This is a genomic window from uncultured Nocardioides sp. (assembly GCF_947489365.1).
Classification (GTDB): domain Bacteria; phylum Actinomycetota; class Actinomycetes; order Propionibacteriales; family Nocardioidaceae; genus Nocardioides.
The window spans coordinates 31,313-48,455 of the sequence record NZ_CANLDB010000006.1; the positions used below are offsets into that span (position 1 = coordinate 31,313).

Below are 17,143 nucleotides of genomic sequence, written 5' to 3' on the forward strand. Positions count from 1 at the left end.
GTCCGGGCCGGGACCTCCGGGACCGGGGGCTCCCGGCGGGAGGCTCACTGCAGGTCGAGGACCAGGTCGTCGCGCTTGGTCACGCCGTGACGGTCGGCCTTGGCCAGCAGGTCGGCGATGGGCCCGGCGTCCGGGATGGTGGCGTCCGGCTCCAGGTCGTGCCAGGGCTGCAGCACGAACGCCCGCTGGTGCGCCTTGGGGTGCGGCAGGCGCAGCCAGTCCTCGTCGCTGCGCCGGTCGCCCACGACGACCAGGTCGACGTCGAGGGTCCGCGGGGCGTTCTTCACGTCGCTGCGCTCGCGGTCGAAGGTGTCCTCGATCGCCAGGGCGCGGTCCATGAGACGGGCGGCCGACAGGGTGGTGTCGAAGAGGACGACGGCGTTCAGGTACAGCTCGGAGCCCTCGGGGGCGTCGACGGGCTCGGTCTCGTAGACCGGCGAGACGTCGGTCAGCCAGACCTCGGGGGTGTCGGCGAGGGCCTCGACGGCGCCCTGCAGGCTCGCCAGGCGGTCACCCAGGTTCGAGCCCAGCGCGACCACGGCCCGGCGGATGGGGTGCATCTCGCCGGTCAGGGTGTCGGTGCTGATCATGTGCGGGTTGGGGGTCTCGGTCACGCGTCGGCCCTCTTCCGGGTGATCGTCAGGGCGACGTCGGAGAACGTCGCGTCGATGGGCGCGTCCGGCTTGTGCACCGTGACCCGCGTCCAGGCGACCGCTCCCGCTGCCAGGCAGAGGTCCGCGACGCGCTGGGCGACGGTCTCGATGAGGTCCACCGGATCGCTTTCGACGGCGGCCTTGACCGCCGCCACGAGAGTTCCGTAGTCCACGGTGTCGTGCAAGTCGTCGCTCGTCGCGGCGGGCACGGTGTCGAGCCCCAGCGCCAGGTCGAGCAGGAAACGCTGCCCGTCGCGCCGCTCGTGCTCGAGGACCCCGTGGTGGGCCCAGCACTCGATGCCCAGCACGGCCAGCTCGTCGACCACGCCGGAGGCGTGGACGGGAGCCGTGACGGGGACCGAGAGCGACGACACAGGCGGCATCATGCCCTGTCTCCGCCCGCCGCGCGCCAGCGGCGTACGACCGCGACCGCGTCCAGGCTGGCGCGGACGTCGTGGACCCGGAGCCCCCAGACCCCGGCGCACGCGGCGAGGGTGCTGACGGCGACGTTCGCCGCCTCCCGCTCCCCCACGTCCCGCGGCGTCGGCGGCTCGGTGGTGGTGTCGGCGAGCAGGGAGCCCAGGAACGACTTGCGGCTCGCCCCCACCAGCAGCGGGCGACCCAGCGCCTCCAGCGCGGGCAGGGCGGCCAGCAGGCTCCAGTTGTGGTCGCCGGTCTTCGCGAACCCGAGCCCGGGGTCGAGGACGACGCGGTCCTCGCCCACCCCGGCGGCGACCGCGGCGGCCAGCCGGTCGCCGAGCTCGGCGACGACGCCCGCGACGACGCCGCCGGGCCCGTCGTACGACGCGAAGCCGGTCATCTCGTGGCTGTGGGCGCGCCAGTGCATGGCGACGTAGACCAGGTCGGACGAGGCGCGGTGGGCGTCGGCCACGACGTCGAGGACGGCGGGGTCGGCCAGTCCGCCGGAGACGTCGTTGACCACCTGCGCGCCGGCGGCCACCGCGGCGGCCGCGACCTCGGCCCGCATCGTGTCGACGGAGACGGCGACGCCGTCCGCGACCAGGCCGGTCACCACCGGCAGCACCCGGTCGAGCTCCTCGGCCACGTCGGGGCGCCGCGCGCCGGGGCGGGTGGACTCCCCGCCGACGTCCACCAGGTCGGCGCCCTCGGCGGCGAGGCGCCGGCCGTGGGCCAGGGCCGCGTCGACGTCGGCCCAGCGTCCGCCGTCGGAGAAGGAGTCCGGCGTGACGTTCAGGACGCCCATCACCCGCGGCGTCCCCCGCGGGTCCAGGAGCGGGTGGCTCACCGGGCCCGGTGGATGAGCGCCATCGCCTCCGAGCGGGTGGCGGCGCTGTGCATGATGCCGCGGACGGCCGAGGTGACCGTGCGGGCGCCATGCTTGCGGACGCCGCGCATGGTCATGCACAGGTGCTCCGCCTCGACGACGACGATCGCGCCGCGGGCCTCGAGGACCTCCATGAGCGCGTCCGCGACCTGGGTCGTCAACCGCTCCTGGACCTGCAGGCGGCGGGCGTACATGTCGACGAGCCGGGCGAGCTTGGACAGCCCGGTGATCTTGCCGGACTCCGCCGGGATGTAGGCGACGTGCGCGACCCCGGTGAACGGGACCATGTGGTGCTCGCACAGCGACCACAGCTCGATGTCGCGGACCAGCACCATCTCGTCGTGGCCGAGGTCGAAGGTCGTGGCGAGCACCTCGGACGGCGTCTGGCGCATGCCGGCGGTCAGCTCGGCGTACGCGCGGGCGACGCGGGCGGGGGTCTCGCGCAGGCCCTCGCGGTCCGGGTCCTCGCCGATGGCGGCGAGGAGCTCCCGCACGGCGGCCTCGGCGCGCGGGTGGTCGACCGGCGGCACGCTGGCCGGGTCGACCGCGGGGGTGTGCACCGGGTCGGTCATCGTGCGCTCACCGGGCCCCGTCGACCCCGGGGTCGCCGTGGACGTCGCCGCCGGGTCCGGGCGGGCTGATGACGACCCCGCCCTCCGACTCGTCGGCGGGCTTGCCGAGCTCGACGCCGGGACCGGTGCCGTTGGCGGCGGCCTTGGCGCGGTCGCGGATCTCCTGCGGGATCTCCACCGGCGGGATCTGCGACGGGCGGCGCTGCGGGGAGCCGGTCCAGGCCGGGCGGGGGTCGACCCGGCGCAGCGGCTCGAAGACCGCGGCGATCTGCGCCTTGTCGAGGGTCTCCTTGTCGAGGAGCGCCAGGACGAGGGCGTCGAGGACGTCGCGGTTGCGCTCGAGGGCCTCGAAGGCCTCGTGGTGCGCCGTCACGAGGAGGTTCTTGACCTCCTCGTCGACCGCGGCGGCGGTCTGCTCGGAGTAGTCGCGGCTGTGGCCCATGTCGCGGCCCAGGAAGGGCTCGTTGTTGTCGGAGCCGAGCTTGACGGCGCCGAGGCGCTCGGTCATGCCGTACTGCGTGACCATCGCCCGGGCCAGGTTGGTGGCCTTGTCGATGTCGTTGCCGGCGCCGGAGGTGACGTCGTGGAAGATCAGCGCCTCCGCGGCCATCCCGCCGAGCATGTAAGCCAGCTTGTCGAGCATCTCGGAGCGGGTCTGGGAGTACTTGTCCTCGTCGGGCAGCACCATCGTGTAGCCCAGCGCGCGACCGCGCGGAAGGATCGTGACCTTGTGCACCGGGTCGGTGGTCGGCATCGCCGCCGCGACCAGGGCGTGGCCGCCCTCGTGGTAGGCGGTGATGAGCTTCTCCTTCTCGCTCATCAGCCGGGTCCGGCGCTGCGGGCCCGCGATCACGCGGTCGATGGCCTCGTCGAGGGACTCGTTGGTGATCCGCTTCGCGCTGTCGCGGGCGGTCAGCAGGGCGGCCTCGTTGAGGACGTTGGCGAGATCGGCGCCGGTGAAGCCCGGCGTACGGCGCGCCACGGAGAGCAGGTCGATGTCGTCGGCGATCGGCTTGCCGCGCGAGTGGACCTTGAGGATCTGGTGACGCCCGTTGAGGTCGGGGGCGTCGACCTGGATCTGCCGGTCGAAGCGGCCGGGACGCAGCAGCGCCGGGTCGAGGACGTCCGGGCGGTTCGTCGCCGCGATCAGGATGACCCCGCCGCGGACGTCGAAGCCGTCCATCTCGACCAGCAGCTGGTTCAGGGTCTGCTCGCGCTCGTCGTGACCGCCGCCCATGCCGGCACCGCGGTGGCGACCCACGGCGTCGATCTCGTCGATGAAGACGATGGCCGGGGCGTTCTCCTTGGCCTGCTCGAACAGGTCGCGCACCCGGCTGGCGCCGACGCCGACGAACATCTCGACGAAGTCCGAGCCGGAGATCGAGTAGAACGGGACGCCGGCCTCGCCGGCGACCGCGCGGGCCAGCAGCGTCTTGCCGGTGCCGGGCGGGCCGTAGAGCAGGACGCCCTTGGGGATCTTGGCGCCCACGGCCTGGAACTTCGCGGGCTCGGCCAGGAACTCCTTGATCTCGCCGAGCTCCTCGATGGCCTCCTCGCAGCCGGCGACGTCCGCGAACGTCGACTTCGGCATGTCCTTGGAGATCAGCTTCGCCTTGGACTTGGCGAACTGCATGACGCCGCGGCCGCCGCCCTGCATCTGGTTGAAGAAGAACAGGAACAGCGCCACGATCAGCAGGATCGGCAGCAGGGTCAGCAGCAGGGAGCCGAAGACGCTGGGCTGCGGGTTCTCCGAGGTGGAGGACTCGATCTCGCCGGCCTCGACCTGCTCGTCGATGGCGGCGATGATCCCGTCCTGCTGGCCGTCGACCCAGTAGGCGACGACCTCGTTGCCGCCGTCGCGGTCGACGTCGTCGTCGAGGGTGGCCTGGATCGCCTGGTCACCGTCGACCAGTGTGATCTCCTTGACCTGGCCGTCGGCGATGTACTGCTCCATGCGGGACGTCGAGATCTCGTCCTCGCCGCCGCCGGGGACCAGGAAGTTCAGGGCCAGGAGCACACCGGCCACCGCCAGCACGATCCACAGCCACGGACCCTTGAACGCTCGCTTCACGAAGTTCTTCTCGCCTTGTCAGTACTCAGGACGGGCCCGGGGACCGCACGTCTCGGATGAGGAGGTCGACGGTACCCGGCGCCGACGACACAGGCCCATCCTCTCAGGCGGCACTCAGGGTGCGACCCGGAGGCGGGACCGCTCCGGGGACCAGGAGCGCTCAGGACGAGTAGACGTGCGGCGCGAGGGTGCCGATGTCGCGCAGGTTGCGGTAGCGCTCGTTGTAGTCGAGGCCGTAGCCGACGACGAACTCGTTGGGGATGTCCCACCCGACGTACTTCGGCTCGACCGGCATGGCGAGCGCCTCGGGCTTGCGCAGGAGGGTGGCGATCTCGACGGAGGCGGGGCTGCGGCTCGAGAGGTTCGAGATCAGCCACGACAGGGTCAGCCCGGTGTCGATGATCTCGTCGACGACCAGCACGTGGCGCCCGGAGATGTCGGTGTCGAGGTCCTTGAGGATGCGGACGACGCCGCTCGACTTCGTGCCCGACCCGTAGGAGGAGACGGCCATGAAATCCATCTCGAGGTGGCGGTCCAGCGCCCGGGCGAGGTCGGCCATGACCATCACCGCACCCCGCAGCACCCCCACCAGCAGCAGGTCGCGGCCCTCGTAGTCGGCCTTGATCTGCTCCGCCATCTCGGCCAGCCGGCCCTGGATCTGCTCCTCGGTGAAGAGGACGTGCACCAGGTCGCCCTCTACGGCGCTCGTGTCCATGGACGACGAGGCTACGGCGTCGGCCCGTCGTCCGTCTGCGGGGTCGTGGGTGGGGTCGTGGGTGGGCTCGCCAGGTGGATCCTGCCGTCACGCCGCACGACCCTCAGCGGGCCGGGCAGGTCGGCCCAGCGCTGGCCGTGCCAGTCCGTGACGAGGGCCTCCACGCCGAGCACGTGGACGTGGGCCAGCTCGGCCGGGGGCGCCCCGGCGACGAGGGCGGCCCGGTGCAGCACCCGGCGGCGCAACGGGCCGGGGGCGGCGGCGAGGACGTCGACGTCGTACGCGTGCTCGTCGTCCTCGCCCCGGGCGGCTTCGGCGAGGAGGGCGTCGGCGAGGGCGTCGAGCAGCTCCATGTCGCCCCGGAGCTGCTCGCCGGTGCGGGCCAGCGTCTGCGCGACGCCCGGGCCGAGCTCGGCCTCGAGCACCGGCAGCACCGTGGCCCGCACCCGGGAGCGCAGGAAGCGGGGGTCGGTGTTGTGGGGGTCGTCCCACCAGGTGAGGTCGAGCGCACGGCAGGCGGCCTCGGTCTGCTCGCGGCCGACCTGGAGCAGCGGGCGCGCCACGAGCACCCCGTCGGCGTCGTACGACGGGCGCATGCCGGCGACGCTGCGTCCGCCACTGCCGCGGGTCAGGCCCATGAGGACGGTCTCGGCCTGGTCGTCGCGGGTGTGGCCCAGCAGGACGGCCTCGGCGCCGAGGTGGGTGGCGGCCTGGCCGAGGACGGCGTACCGGGCCTCGCGGGCGGCGGCCTCGGGGCCACGGCCGTCGGGGGTGACGCTGACGCGGGCGGTCATCGTCTCGTCGACGCCGAGGGCCGCGAGCTGCTCGATGACCCGGGCCGCGCGGGCCTCCGAGCCGTCCTGGAGCCCGTGGTCGACGGTGATCCCGACGACCCGGAGCGCCAGCCCGCCGGCCTCGGCGACGGTGGCGGCCGCCAGCGCGAGCGAGTCGGCGCCGCCGGAGCAGGCGACGAGGACCGTCGCACCGGGGGTGCGGGCGGCGAGCACCCGTCGTACGGCTCCACGGACGGCGGCGACCGCCCGCTCGTCGGGTCCCCTGCTCACGGGCGGACGCTCACAGGACGCGCGAGATCCACGCCTCGGGCGCGGCGAGATCGGCGCGGGTCGGGAGGTTCTCGGGGGACGCCCAGACGGCGTTGAACCGCTCCATGCCGACGCGGTCGACGACGCCACGGACGAAGGCGGCGCCGTCGCGGTACTGCGCCATCTTCGCGTCGAGCCCGAGCAGGCGGCGCAGCAGCCGGTCGAGGGTGCCGACGCCGCCGCGGCGGGCGTCGAAGCTCTTCCGGATCTTCCCGACGGTGGGGATGACGGCGGGGCCGACGCCGTCCATGACGACGTCGGCGTGCCCCTCGAGAAGGGACATGACGGCGGTGACGCGGTCGAGGACCTCCCGCTGCTCGGGGGTGCTGACCAGGTCGAGCAGGCCGGCGCCGGAGCCGCCGCCACGCAGGGAGTCCGAGAGCCGCTTGAGGCCGTCGCCGGTGACGAGCTCCTTGACCGTCGAGGAGTCCACGGTCTCGCCGAGGCTGCGGACGAGGTCGAACAGGTGGCCCCGCAGCCACGGCACGGCGGTGAACTGGACGCGGTGGGTCTCCTCGTGGAGGCACACCCAGAGGCGGAAGTCGGCCGGCTTCGCGCCGATCTCGCGCTCGACGTGGACGATGTTCGGGGCCACGAGCAGCAGGCGGCCGGCGGGCTCGTGGAAGGGGTCGTACTGGCCCAGCACCTTGCCGCCGAGGAAGCCCAGCATCACCCCGACCTCGGTGCCGGTGACCCGGGAGCCGACGGCGCGGGCGACCGGCCCGGGGGCGCCCTTCCGCTCGGTGAGGCGGTCGACGAGCGGCTCCATCACGGTGGCGAAGCCGTCGGCGGTGGCCTGCACCCAGCTGGCCCGGTCGACGACGAGGACCGGCGGGCCGGCGTCGTGGGTCTCCAGGCCGGTGAAGTCGGCGACGAGCCCGGTGCTGCGCGCGGCACCCGCCTTCAGCTCGGCGACCGCCGTCCGCGCGTCGGCGGCGTCGACCGTCGGCCCCTCCCCCGCGAGCCGCGACCCGACGCGGACGGCCAGCTCCCAGTCGACCATCCCCGGCGTCTGCGTCCCCTGTGCTGGCATGACCCCGAGCCTAGGGCGCGCCCGTTGGAGCCGAGTCGGCACGAGTGCGCACCCCAGGACCGCCGAGTCGGCACGTCTGCGCACCCCAGGACCGCCGAGTCGGCACGTCTGCGCACCCCACGACCGCCGAGTCGGCACGTCTGCGCACCCCACGACCCTCGAGTCCGCACGTCTGTGCACCGCGGGTGGCGCGGACGACGGTCTTGAGGCGGGCCTCAGTCTCACCGGGTCTCGACTCGACCCCTGCCGGCTGCGCAGACGTGCCGACTCGACCCCTCCCAGCTGCGCACACGTGCCGACTCGGGCTCTTCTGCCGGGTGTGTGGGTCGCGTGGTCCGATCACGGTCGGGAGCCGTGGTCACGGAGTGCGGCTCGTCCACAGCCGGCCGGGTCCGCCCCGGCACTCGCCTGACGAACTGTCGTCCCGGACCTTGCCGGACAGCAGGACCTCAGGGGACCAACCCTGCAGCTCGCCCGGTCACGGTGGACAACGCCTGGCGACCCCTCGACCACCGGCGCGCCACGCGCGTGGCGCCGCCACCCTCGACGCGAGGACCCTCCCGGGTCCAGTGCACGAACGCACACAGCTCGACACCCGGCGGCTCCCTCGCCGCCTCACACCGGCACCAGGCCGCGCACCGGCGCACCCACCGCCGAGGCGAACTGTGTCCCCTCGTGCAGCCTTCACCCGAGCCGACCCCGCACAACTGCGCAGACGTGCCGACTCGACCCCCCAGGGCTGCGCAGACGTGCCGACTCGACCCGTCAGGGCTGCGCAGACGTGCCGACTCGACCCGTCAGGGCTGCGCAGACGTGCCGACTCGACCCCTCCGGGCTGCGCAGACGTGCCGACTCGACCCCTCAGGACTGCGCAGACGTGCCGACTCGACCCCCCAGGGCTGCGCAGACGTGCCGACTGGGCGCTAGGGGCCGCAGGTGCAGGCGGCGAGGTTGGTGACGGCGCGCTCGATGGCGCGGATCGCGAAGGCCGTGCGGTCGAGGGGGATCCGGTCGGCGACGACGGAGTAGAGCAGGACGGTGCCGTCGGCGGCGGTGACCACTCCGGCGAGGCCGGAGACGCCGGTCAGGGTGCCGGTCTTGCCCCGGGCGGAGCCGAGGGCGACCGGGTCGACGGTGTCGAAGCGGAACTCCAGCGACCCGGTGAACCCGGCGACGGGCAGGCCGGTGAGGACGGCGCGGAGCCCGGGTCGGCCGGGGCGACCGGCGACGGCGAGGGTGTCGAGCAGGGCGGTGGCGGTGAGGCGGTTGTCGCGGGACAGGCCGCTGCCGTCGTTCAGCTCGCTGTCGGCGAGGTCGACGCCGAGGTCGCGCAGGGTGGCGGTGACCGCGCGGGCGCCGGCGGCGAAGGACCCCTCCCCCTCGACCCCGAGGCCGACCTGGTGGGCCAGGACCTCGGCGGCCTCGTTGTCGCTGGTCTCGACGAGGTGCTCGACGATCAGGCCGACGGGCGTGCCGACGACCCGCGCCACCTCCTCGGCGCCGTCGGGGGCGGGTCGGGACCGCACCGCGCCGGTCACGCGGACGCCGGCCTCCCGCAGCGCGCCCGCGAAGGCACGGGCCGCCTCGAGAGCGGGGTCGGAGGCGCGGACGCCGTCCGGGCGGACCCCGCGGTCGGCCCACAGCGCCGAGATCGGCGACACGACCCCGCTGGTGAGGTAGTCGTCCTCCCAGGTCGGGCTGGCCGCGGGCCCGGAGAACAGCGACGCGTCGTACGACAGCTCCACCCGCCGTACGCCGTCCGCGGCGAGCGCCTCGGCGGTCCGCTGCGCCAGCGTCCGCAGGTCCGCCCGCGGGGGGTCACCGACCTCCGCGTCCGGGTCGGGAACCCGCTCGAGCAGGGGGTCGCCGCCGCCGATGAGGGTCACGCGGCCACGCTGGGGGCTCACGACGCGGGTGGCGAAGCGCCGGTCGGGCCCCAGCACCTCCAGCGCGGCGGTGGAGGTCAGCAGCTTGGTGGTGGACGCCGGGACGGCGGCGTCGCGGGCGCCGGCGAGCACCGCGGGGCTGCCGTCGAGCGCGGCGACACCGGCCACGACGTGCGGCCCGAGGGCCGGGTCGGACAGCGGCCGCCGGAGCGCCCCGCGCACGGCGGCCGGGTCCAGGGTGCCCGCGCGCGGACCGGCGACCGGGTCGGCGACGGGCGCGGGCTCCCGCAGCGGCGGGAGGTCGAGGCCCGCCGGCGGCTCCACCCGGGCCGGCTCGGTCGCCGGGTCCGGGGGCTCGTCGGCGCGCAGCCGGTCCAGCAGCTCGTCGACGGGGCCGGGGCGCCACCAGAGCAGCCCGGCCACGAGCACGGCCACGACGAGCAGCGCGGTCGCCACCCACCAGCGGGCGGCTCCCGCCTCGTCGCGGCGGCGTCCGGACTGCTGGCTTCCCACGTCGCTCCTGAGGTCGGCTTCGGGGCGGGACTCATTGTGCGCGAGGATGGGGGCACTATGACCCGGGGGCCCGCGGGCTACGAGGGTCCCGACGGTTCGGTGACGCGGTAGGAGTGGACGTGCTGGAGTTCGACGTGCTCGTGGAGATCCCCAAGGGCGAGCGCAACAAGTACGAGGTCGACCACGAGTCGGGACGGCTCCGGCTGGACCGGATGCTGTTCACCTCGACGCAGTACCCGGCCGACTACGGCTACATCGAGAACACCCTCGGTCAGGACGGCGACCCGCTGGACGCCCTCGTCCTGCTGCAGGCGCCGACGTTCCCGGGCTGCCTCATCGCCTGCCGCGCGATCGGCATGTTCCGCATGACCGACGAGGCCGGCGGCGACGACAAGGTCCTCTGCGTGCCGGCGCACGACCCGCGCCACACGCACATGACCGACATCAGCGACGTCTCCGACTTCGACCGCCTGGAGATCCAGCACTTCTTCGAGGTCTATAAGGACCTCGAGCCCGGCAAGTCCGTCGAGGGCGCCAACTGGGTCGGCGTCGAGGAGGCCGAGCGCGAGGTCCGCGCGTCGTTCGAGCGGGCCAAGGGCACCAGCCACACCCAGCACCGGGCCTGATCGGCCGGGTCGTCAGCCCTTCGTCGCGCGGAAGTAGACGAGGGCGCCGGAGGTCCGGACGACCACGCGCCGCATCCCGCCGGCACGCAGCCAGCCGTGGAGCTCGGAGCGCGAGCACATCGGCCCGAGGATGCCCGACGCGCGGCCGATCCGGCGTCCGGCCTCGTAGCGCCAGCCGGTGTCGGTGAGGAACGCGCTGCCGACCAGCTCGCCACCGGGCCGCAGGACCCGGGTCATCTCGCCGACGGCCTCGCGGGGCGCCGGGAAGCAGTGCAGGCCGGTGAGGCTGACGACGCGGTCGTACGACGCGTCGTCGTCGGCGAGGTCCGCCACGTCGGTCTCGCGGAACGTGACCTGGTCGGTGACCCCGAGCCGGTCCGCGGCGCGGCGGGCCCGGTCGAGCATGGCGGGCGAGATGTCCGCGGCGACGTAGTCGAGGCCCTGCCCGGGTCGGACCCCGCGCAGCGCGATCCCGCCCCCGGAGGGCACGTCGAGCACCCGCGAGCCGGCGGGCAGCGACGACAGCGAGCCCACGGTCTCGTGGAGCAGCCGCTGGTCGCTGCCGAACCCGACGCGCCACATCGGTGCGCCCAGGGTCGGGTGGTTGACGCTGGCCTCGTAGACGGTCGCCCACAGGGGGTCGGTCTCCCACCCGCCGAGGACCTGCCCGACGACCGGAAGCCTCATGACGCGCCCCCGCCGCTCAGCGGGTCGGCTGCTCGTCGAGCAGCGCGGCGTCGAGCAGGTCGGGCGAGCGCAGCACGGCCTCGGGGACGCCGAACGCCTGCACCAGCGGGACGGCGACCGGGCGGACCCGGCGGCACAGGGTGCCGACCTCCTTGGTGATCTGCTTGCTGCGCTGCACCGAGAGCCGGCCGTGCTCGATGAACCACGCGCGGTCGGCCTCGATGCCGGCGAGGGCGTGCAGGTCGCACAGCAGCCGGAGCACGTCGCGCTCGGGACCCTCGGGCAGGCTGCGGACCTTCGCGACGAAGTCCTCCAGCACCAGCCGCTCGACGTGGGCGCGGGCGGCGGCGATGACGTGGTCCTGGACCCGGGAGAACACCGCGCCGGCGTTGTGGCCGGCGTCGATGCCGCGCTTGAGGCGGCGCGCGACGCCGGCGACGAGGTGCTCCTCGCGGAAGCGGTACATCGCGAGCTGGTAGTCGGCGTCGAACAGGTGGGCCTCGTCGGACCAGTCGTCCCCGCCGGGCAGGACGTCGCGGATCCGCTCCACCAGCTTGTGGACGGCGGTCCGCTCGATGACGGTCTCGACGGCCAGCTCGCCGACGAACCGGGCCATGTCGAGCTGGTTCATGTCCTCGAACTCGCTGGCGTAACCGGTGAGCAGGCCCTTGGCGACGAGCTGCAGCAGCACGTGGTTGTCGCCCTCGAAGGTGGTGAACACGTCGGTGTCGGCCTTGAGCGCCGCGAACCGGTTGGCGGAGAGGTAGCCCGCGCCGCCGCAGGCCTCGCGGCACTCCTGGATGGTCCGCGTCGCGTGCCAGGTCGCCAGCGCCTTCGTGCCGGCCGCGCGGGACTCGAGCTCGCGCTGGCGCTCCTCGGTCTCCGAGGACGGGTCGACGCCGGACATGAGGTGCAGCTCGCCGGCCAGCCGCTCCTGCGCGAAGTGCAACGCGTAGGTGCGGGCCAGCAGCGGCAGGAGGCGGCGCTGGTGCATGCCGTAGTCGAGGAGCAGCTGCTCGCGCTCGGGGTCGGAGGCCTCGAACTGGCGACGCAGGTCGGCGTACCGGATCGCGAGGGTCATCGCGACCTTCGAGGCGCCGATGCCGGCGCCGCCGACGGAGATCCGGCCCTGCACCAGCGTGCCGAGGGTGGTGAAGAAGCGGCGGTCGGGGTTCTCGATCTCCGAGGAGTAGGCGCCGTCGTCGGTGATGTGCGCGAACCGGTCGAGCAGCGCGGAGCGCGGCACCCGGACGCCGTCGAACCAGAGCCGGCCGTTGTCGACGCCGTTGAGGCCCATCTTGTGGCCGCAGTCCTCGATGCGGACGCCGGGCGCGGTCTCGCCGTCCACACGGATGGGGACGACGAGCGCGTGCACGCCCTGGTCCTCGCCGCCCACGTGGAGCTGGGCGAAGACGACGGCGAGCTCGCCGTGCGCGGCGGCGTTGCCGATGTAGTCCTTGCGGCCCAGGTCGCCGTCGGTGGTCACGACGATCTCGTCGGTGTCCGCGTCGTACGTCGCGTGGGTCCGCAGCGCCTGCACGTTCGAGCCGTGGCCCGACTCGCTCATCGCGAAGCAGCCCATCAGCTCGCCGGAGATCAGCGGGCGCAGGTAGGCGTCGTGGTGGTGCTTCGTGCCGAGGTGCAGGATCGCGCCGCCGAACAGCCCGAACTGCACGCCCGCCTTCACCAGCAGCGACAGGTCGCCGTACGCGAGGGTCTCGAAGGCCGCGATGGAGGCGCCGACGTCCTCACCGCCGCCGTACTCGGCGGGGAATCCCATGCCGGTCTGGCCCGACTCGGCCATCGTCAGCAGCAGGTCGCGGACCCGGTCGCGGTACTCGTCGACACCCAGCGTCTCGGCCTCGGTGAGGATCGAGGCGTGCTCGGCGAGGTTCTCGCGGACGAGGTCGCGGACCTCGGCGTAGCGGCCGTCGAGGACGGCGCGCAGGGCGGCGACGTCGAACGCGGGCCCGTCGGTCGCCGGGGCTCCCCGCTCGGTCCGGCCTGTCTGGTCGGCCTGGTCGAACGGCGTGGGCTGGACGGTGTCGGTGGCCATGGAGCAACGCTACTGCCGGGTGGGCCGGTCCGTCAGTGACCTGTAACTCAGAGTTACAAAAAGATTTACAGCCTGTGCGGACGGGGCTGTCGACGGAGTCCTAGGCGCTGCTGTCGGCAGGGGTGTCCACCGGGATCCGCGACGTGGTCGTCGTCGGGTGGCTCGAGCGGCCCTGCCGGTCGAACTTCTGCCCGCTCGCGAGTCCGCCGAGGTAGAACGAGATCAGCGCGATCATCACGCCGCCGATGTCGTCGGCGACGTAGTGCCAGCCGAAGTACAGGGTCGCGACGACGGTGATGCCGAAGTTGACCCAGAAGATCCAGTGCACGATCCGGCTGCGGACCGTGTACTGCGCCATCAGCGCCCAGAGCAGCGTGATGGCCGTGTGGAGGCTCGCGAAGCCAGCCACCGACTGGACGGCGTTCTCCACGTCGTTCCACAGGACCGTGGCTCTGCCGTCCGACAACGAGTCCATCAACGAGCTCGTGCCCGTGTCGAAGTTGTCGATGTCGCCGTACAGCCAGGAGTACTCGAAGCCCGGGCCGAGCGTCGGCAGGAGGTAGTACGACGCCGTGCCGAGCGTCCAGGCGAGCACCTGCGAGGTCGCGAACCAGTAGCCGAACGAGATGTTGCGCGACCAGATCAGCCAGGCGGTCAGCGCGAGCGGGACCAGCGGCAGGTACCAGAGGTAGATCGCCGAGAGGACCTGCGCGATCCACTCGTAGCCGAGGAAGGTGTGCAGGACGACGGCCGGCTCGTTGCCGAAGAACAGCAGCTGGTCGATCTGGTGCAGCTCGCGGTCGAACATGTAGTCCGTGCCGAGCACCTCGGGCAGGAACGACTTGAGGTTCCGGTACGAGACGTAGGTGACGTAGAAGCAGACGACGCCGAGGACGACGAGCACGAGGCGGTCGCGCGTCCAGTGGGTGCGCCACCGCTCCTTGACGATCGCCGGCATCTTGCGGGGGTCGAGGCGCGAGAGCCAGAGGGCCCGCGGTCCCATGTCGAGCAGCATCGCCCCGAGGATCAGCAGCGGGCCGCGCAGCCAGGCGGGGCCGAGGAAGCCGTCGGGGTCGACGAAGCTCCGGTCGAGGTGGTGCGCGGTGACGAGCGCCAGGCCCACCATGCCGACGGCGACGCCGACGAGCAGGGCGTAGGCACGGCGGTACACCCGGTGCAGTGTAGGGAACCCACCCCGGCTGCCCGCCAACCAGTTCAGGTGTCTCTCAGGTACGACGGTCCGCGGCCCGCTCAGTCGGGCCGTCCAGCGCCGCGAGACGCGCGGGGTCGACCACCAGCCGGACCGACGCGCCGGGGGCGGGCAGGTCGTCGGAGGCGCCGACGGCGTCGAGTCGGCCGAGGCCCTCGACCTCGACGACGAGCCGCGCCTGCTCGGGGGTCGCGGCCGCGGACACGACGGTGCCGCGCAGCCGGCCCTCACCGGTTCCGCGGACCACCCGCAGCGCGGAGCGACGCAGGGCGACCCCGTCGGCGTCCGCCAGGCCGCCAGCGGCGAGGACGGCGGAGGCGGGGCGCCCCGTCAGCACGCGGGCGTAGCCGAGGAACAGCGCCGCGTCGGCGTCGGCGGGGGCGCGCCACACGTCGGCCACCGGGCCGGTCTGGACGACGCGTCCCGCCCGCATCAGCGCCATCCGGTCGGCGACCGCGAAGGCCTCCTCGTGGTCGTGGGTGACCATCACCGCGGTCGTGCCGGCGTCCACGAGGATCCGGCGCAGGTCCCCGGCGAGGCGCTCGCGCAGCCCGGCGTCCAGCGCGGAGAGCGGCTCGTCGAGCAGCAGCAGCCGCGGTCGTACGGCGAGCGCCCGGGCCAGGGCGACCCGCTGCTGCTCGCCGCCGGACAGGGTCGACGGCAGCCGGTCGCCGTACCCGGCGAGGCCGACGAGCGTCAGCAGGTCGGCCACGCGGCCGGCCACCTCGGCGGCGGGCCGCTTCCGCAGGCGCAGCGGGTAGCCGACGTTGCGGGCGACGGACAGGTGCCCGAAGAGCTGGCCGTCCTGGAACATCAGCGCGAAGCCGCGGCGGTGGGTGGGGACGCCGGTGACGTCCTCGCCGTCGGCGACGACGCGACCGGCGTACGGCGGCTCGAGGCCGGCGACGGCGCGCAGGAGCGTCGACTTGCCGCAGCCCGAGGGGCCGAGCACGGCGAGCACCTCGCCGGTGGGCACCTCGAGGTCGACGGAGCGGACGGCGTCGACGCCGCCGTACGCCACCGAGAGGTCCTGGACGGCGAGCACGTCAGAACGCTCCCACGCTCGGCACGCGCAGCCGCTCGACGGCGAGGACGACGAGGGTGGTGACCGCGGCGAGGACGACGGAGGCGGCGAGCGCCATCGCGTAGTTGCCCTCGCCGGGGCGACCGATGAGCCGGAAGATCACGACGGGCACGGTCGGGGCGTCCTCGCGGAACAGGAACGAGGTGGCCCCGAACTCCCCCAGCGACACCGCGAAGGCGAACCCCGCGGCGGCGAGCAGGGGCTTCCAGACGACGGGGAGGTCGACGACGAGCAGGGTGCGGAAGGGCCCGGCGCCCAGGGAGGCGGCGGCCTGGCGCTGCCGGTCGTCGATCGAGGCGAGCACGGGCGCGAGGGTCCGCACCACCAGCGGCAGCGCGACCAGCGCCTGCGCCACGGGGACCAGCAGCGGCGAGGAGCGCAGGTCGAGCAGGCCGGAGTCGAGCGTGACGAGCAGGCCGAAGCCGAGCGTGACCGCCGAGACCCCGAGCGGCAGCATGAAGAACGCGTCGAGGCCCGAGCGCACGGTGCGCTCGACGCGGCCCCGGGACCGCTGGGTGACGACGACGGCGACCAGCAGCCCGAGCAGGACCGCCATCCAGGTGGCGTCGACGGCGGTGCGCAGCGAGACCGCCAGCGCCTCGGTGACCGGGACGGCGAGGGCGCCGGAGCTGCCGCGGGTCTGCAGGGCGACGTAGTTGTCGAGGCCGAACCCGTCGGGGGTCCGCAGGGACCCGACGACGAGGGTGAGGATCGGGGTGGCGGCCAGGACCAGCGCGACGCCGGTGACGACGAGGGCGGGCGCGTCGGAGCGTCGTACGGCGCGGGGCCGGGGCGCGACCCGCCGCGCGCGGGGGTCGGGCGTGGCCCGCAGCCGCTGCGCCAGCACGAGCAGGACGGCGACCACCACGAGCTGGAGGATCGACAGGGCGGCCGCGCCCTCGAGGTCGAGCAGGCTCGTGGTCAGCAGGTAGATCTCGGTCTCGACGGTGGCGTACCGCAGCCCGCCGAGGGTGAGCACGACCCCGAAGGCGGTCGCGCAGAACAGGAAGACCACGCTCGCCGCGGACACGACGGCGGGGCGCAGCGAGGGCAGGGTGACGGTCCACCACACCTGCCACGGGGTGGCCCCCAGCGCGGCGGCGGCCTCGGCGGGGCGGGGGTCCAGGGACTCCCAGGCGGCGCCGACCGCGCGGACCACCACGGCCAGGTTGAAGAAGACCAGGGCGAGGACGACGGCGAACGGGGTGCCGTCGAGCCCCAGGAAGCCCAGCGGCCCGGCCTCGCCCAGCAGCTCGCGGAACGCGACGCCCACCACGACCGTCGGCAGCACGAACGGCACCAGCAGCAGCGCCCGCAGCACCCGCGCCCCGGGCAGGGCGAGCCGGTGCAGCACCCACGCCGTCGGCAGCCCGAGCAGCAGCGAGCCGGCGGTGCCCGCGGCACTGGTGAGCAGCGTGAACGCCAGCACCCGCCCGGTGCGCTCCCGGGTGAGGACGTCGAGGGCGCCGGAGGGGTCGAAGCTCCCCTGCGGCCACAGCCCGCGTCCGACCATCCCGGCGACGGGCAGGACGAAGAAGACCGCCAGCACCGCCACCGGGACGACGGCGAGCGCGAGCACGCCCGCCGTACGGCGGACCGCCCCGCCGCGCACGCCGGTCATCGGGGCC

15 protein-coding genes are annotated in these 17,143 nt (G+C 73.9%); 1 reads left to right on the forward strand and 14 read right to left on the reverse strand.

The features are described 5' to 3' along the window. Positions 1–44: 44 nt before the first annotated feature. The 9 genes from folK to dacB form a co-directional block, all read right to left on the reverse strand. On the reverse strand, positions 45–614 hold the full coding sequence (gene folK / locus Q0858_RS16135; RefSeq protein ID WP_299056537.1) for a 2-amino-4-hydroxy-6-hydroxymethyldihydropteridine diphosphokinase: 570 nt from the start codon (positions 612–614) through the stop codon (positions 45–47). Next, positions 611–1,027 carry a dihydroneopterin aldolase gene (gene folB / locus Q0858_RS16140; protein WP_366916018.1) on the reverse strand — a complete coding sequence of 139 codons (417 nt, stop codon included), beginning with the start codon at positions 1,025–1,027 and terminating at the stop codon, positions 611–613. Before folB ends, folK begins: the two co-directional genes overlap by 4 nt. 8 nt (positions 1,028–1,035) lie before the next feature. Next, positions 1,036–1,878: a dihydropteroate synthase gene (folP, locus tag Q0858_RS16145; RefSeq protein ID WP_299057038.1), complete on the reverse strand. Its 843-nt coding sequence runs from the start codon at positions 1,876–1,878 to the stop codon at positions 1,036–1,038. Between the two features lie 38 nt (positions 1,879–1,916). After that, positions 1,917–2,531: a GTP cyclohydrolase I FolE gene (folE, locus tag Q0858_RS16150; RefSeq protein ID WP_299056540.1), complete on the reverse strand. Its 615-nt coding sequence runs from the start codon at positions 2,529–2,531 to the stop codon at positions 1,917–1,919. A gap of 7 nt (positions 2,532–2,538) precedes the next feature. Then, positions 2,539–4,602: an ATP-dependent zinc metalloprotease FtsH gene (gene ftsH, locus Q0858_RS16155; RefSeq protein WP_299056542.1), complete on the reverse strand. Its 2,064-nt coding sequence runs from the start codon at positions 4,600–4,602 to the stop codon at positions 2,539–2,541. A gap of 160 nt (positions 4,603–4,762) precedes the next feature. Further along, positions 4,763–5,317: a hypoxanthine phosphoribosyltransferase gene (gene hpt, locus Q0858_RS16160; RefSeq protein ID WP_299056545.1), complete on the reverse strand. Its 555-nt coding sequence runs from the start codon at positions 5,315–5,317 to the stop codon at positions 4,763–4,765. An 11-nt stretch (positions 5,318–5,328) separates the two neighbouring features. After that, on the reverse strand, positions 5,329–6,381 hold the full coding sequence (gene tilS / locus Q0858_RS16165) for a tRNA lysidine(34) synthetase TilS (protein WP_299056548.1): 1,053 nt from the start codon (positions 6,379–6,381) through the stop codon (positions 5,329–5,331). A 10-nt stretch (positions 6,382–6,391) separates the two neighbouring features. Continuing rightward, the gene (locus Q0858_RS16170; protein WP_299056550.1) at positions 6,392–7,453 is read right to left on the reverse strand and encodes a zinc-dependent metalloprotease; all 1,062 of its coding nucleotides are present in this window, start codon (positions 7,451–7,453) and stop codon (positions 6,392–6,394) included. A 923-nt stretch (positions 7,454–8,376) separates the two neighbouring features. Further along, the gene (gene dacB, locus Q0858_RS16175) at positions 8,377–9,852 is read right to left on the reverse strand and encodes a D-alanyl-D-alanine carboxypeptidase/D-alanyl-D-alanine-endopeptidase (RefSeq protein ID WP_299056552.1); all 1,476 of its coding nucleotides are present in this window, start codon (positions 9,850–9,852) and stop codon (positions 8,377–8,379) included. Between the two features lie 122 nt (positions 9,853–9,974). Here dacB and Q0858_RS16180 point away from each other — a divergent pair, with 122 nt between their 5' ends. Further along, a complete protein-coding gene (locus tag Q0858_RS16180; RefSeq protein WP_299057040.1) occupies positions 9,975–10,478 on the forward strand; it encodes an inorganic diphosphatase in 504 nt (167 codons plus the stop codon). Positions 10,479–10,490: 12 nt separating this feature from the next. Here the strand turns inward: Q0858_RS16180 and Q0858_RS16185 are convergent, their stop codons facing one another. The 5 genes from Q0858_RS16185 to Q0858_RS16205 form a co-directional block, all read right to left on the reverse strand. Next, on the reverse strand, positions 10,491–11,165 hold the full coding sequence (locus Q0858_RS16185) for a methyltransferase domain-containing protein (protein WP_299056554.1): 675 nt from the start codon (positions 11,163–11,165) through the stop codon (positions 10,491–10,493). Between the two features lie 16 nt (positions 11,166–11,181). Then, positions 11,182–13,221 (reverse strand): acyl-CoA dehydrogenase, encoded by a 2,040-nt coding sequence (locus Q0858_RS16190; RefSeq protein ID WP_299056557.1) that lies wholly within the window; start codon positions 13,219–13,221, stop codon positions 11,182–11,184. A gap of 100 nt (positions 13,222–13,321) precedes the next feature. Then, the gene (locus tag Q0858_RS16195; protein WP_299056560.1) at positions 13,322–14,392 is read right to left on the reverse strand and encodes a phosphatase PAP2 family protein; all 1,071 of its coding nucleotides are present in this window, start codon (positions 14,390–14,392) and stop codon (positions 13,322–13,324) included. A 55-nt stretch (positions 14,393–14,447) separates the two neighbouring features. Further along, complete coding sequence (locus Q0858_RS16200) at positions 14,448–15,476, reverse strand: ABC transporter ATP-binding protein (RefSeq protein WP_299056563.1); 1,029 nt, start codon at positions 15,474–15,476, stop codon at positions 14,448–14,450. Position 15,477: 1 nt separating this feature from the next. Next, positions 15,478–17,136 carry an ABC transporter permease subunit gene (locus Q0858_RS16205; protein ID WP_299056566.1) on the reverse strand — a complete coding sequence of 553 codons (1,659 nt, stop codon included), beginning with the start codon at positions 17,134–17,136 and terminating at the stop codon, positions 15,478–15,480. Positions 17,137–17,143: the final 7 nt, after the last annotated feature.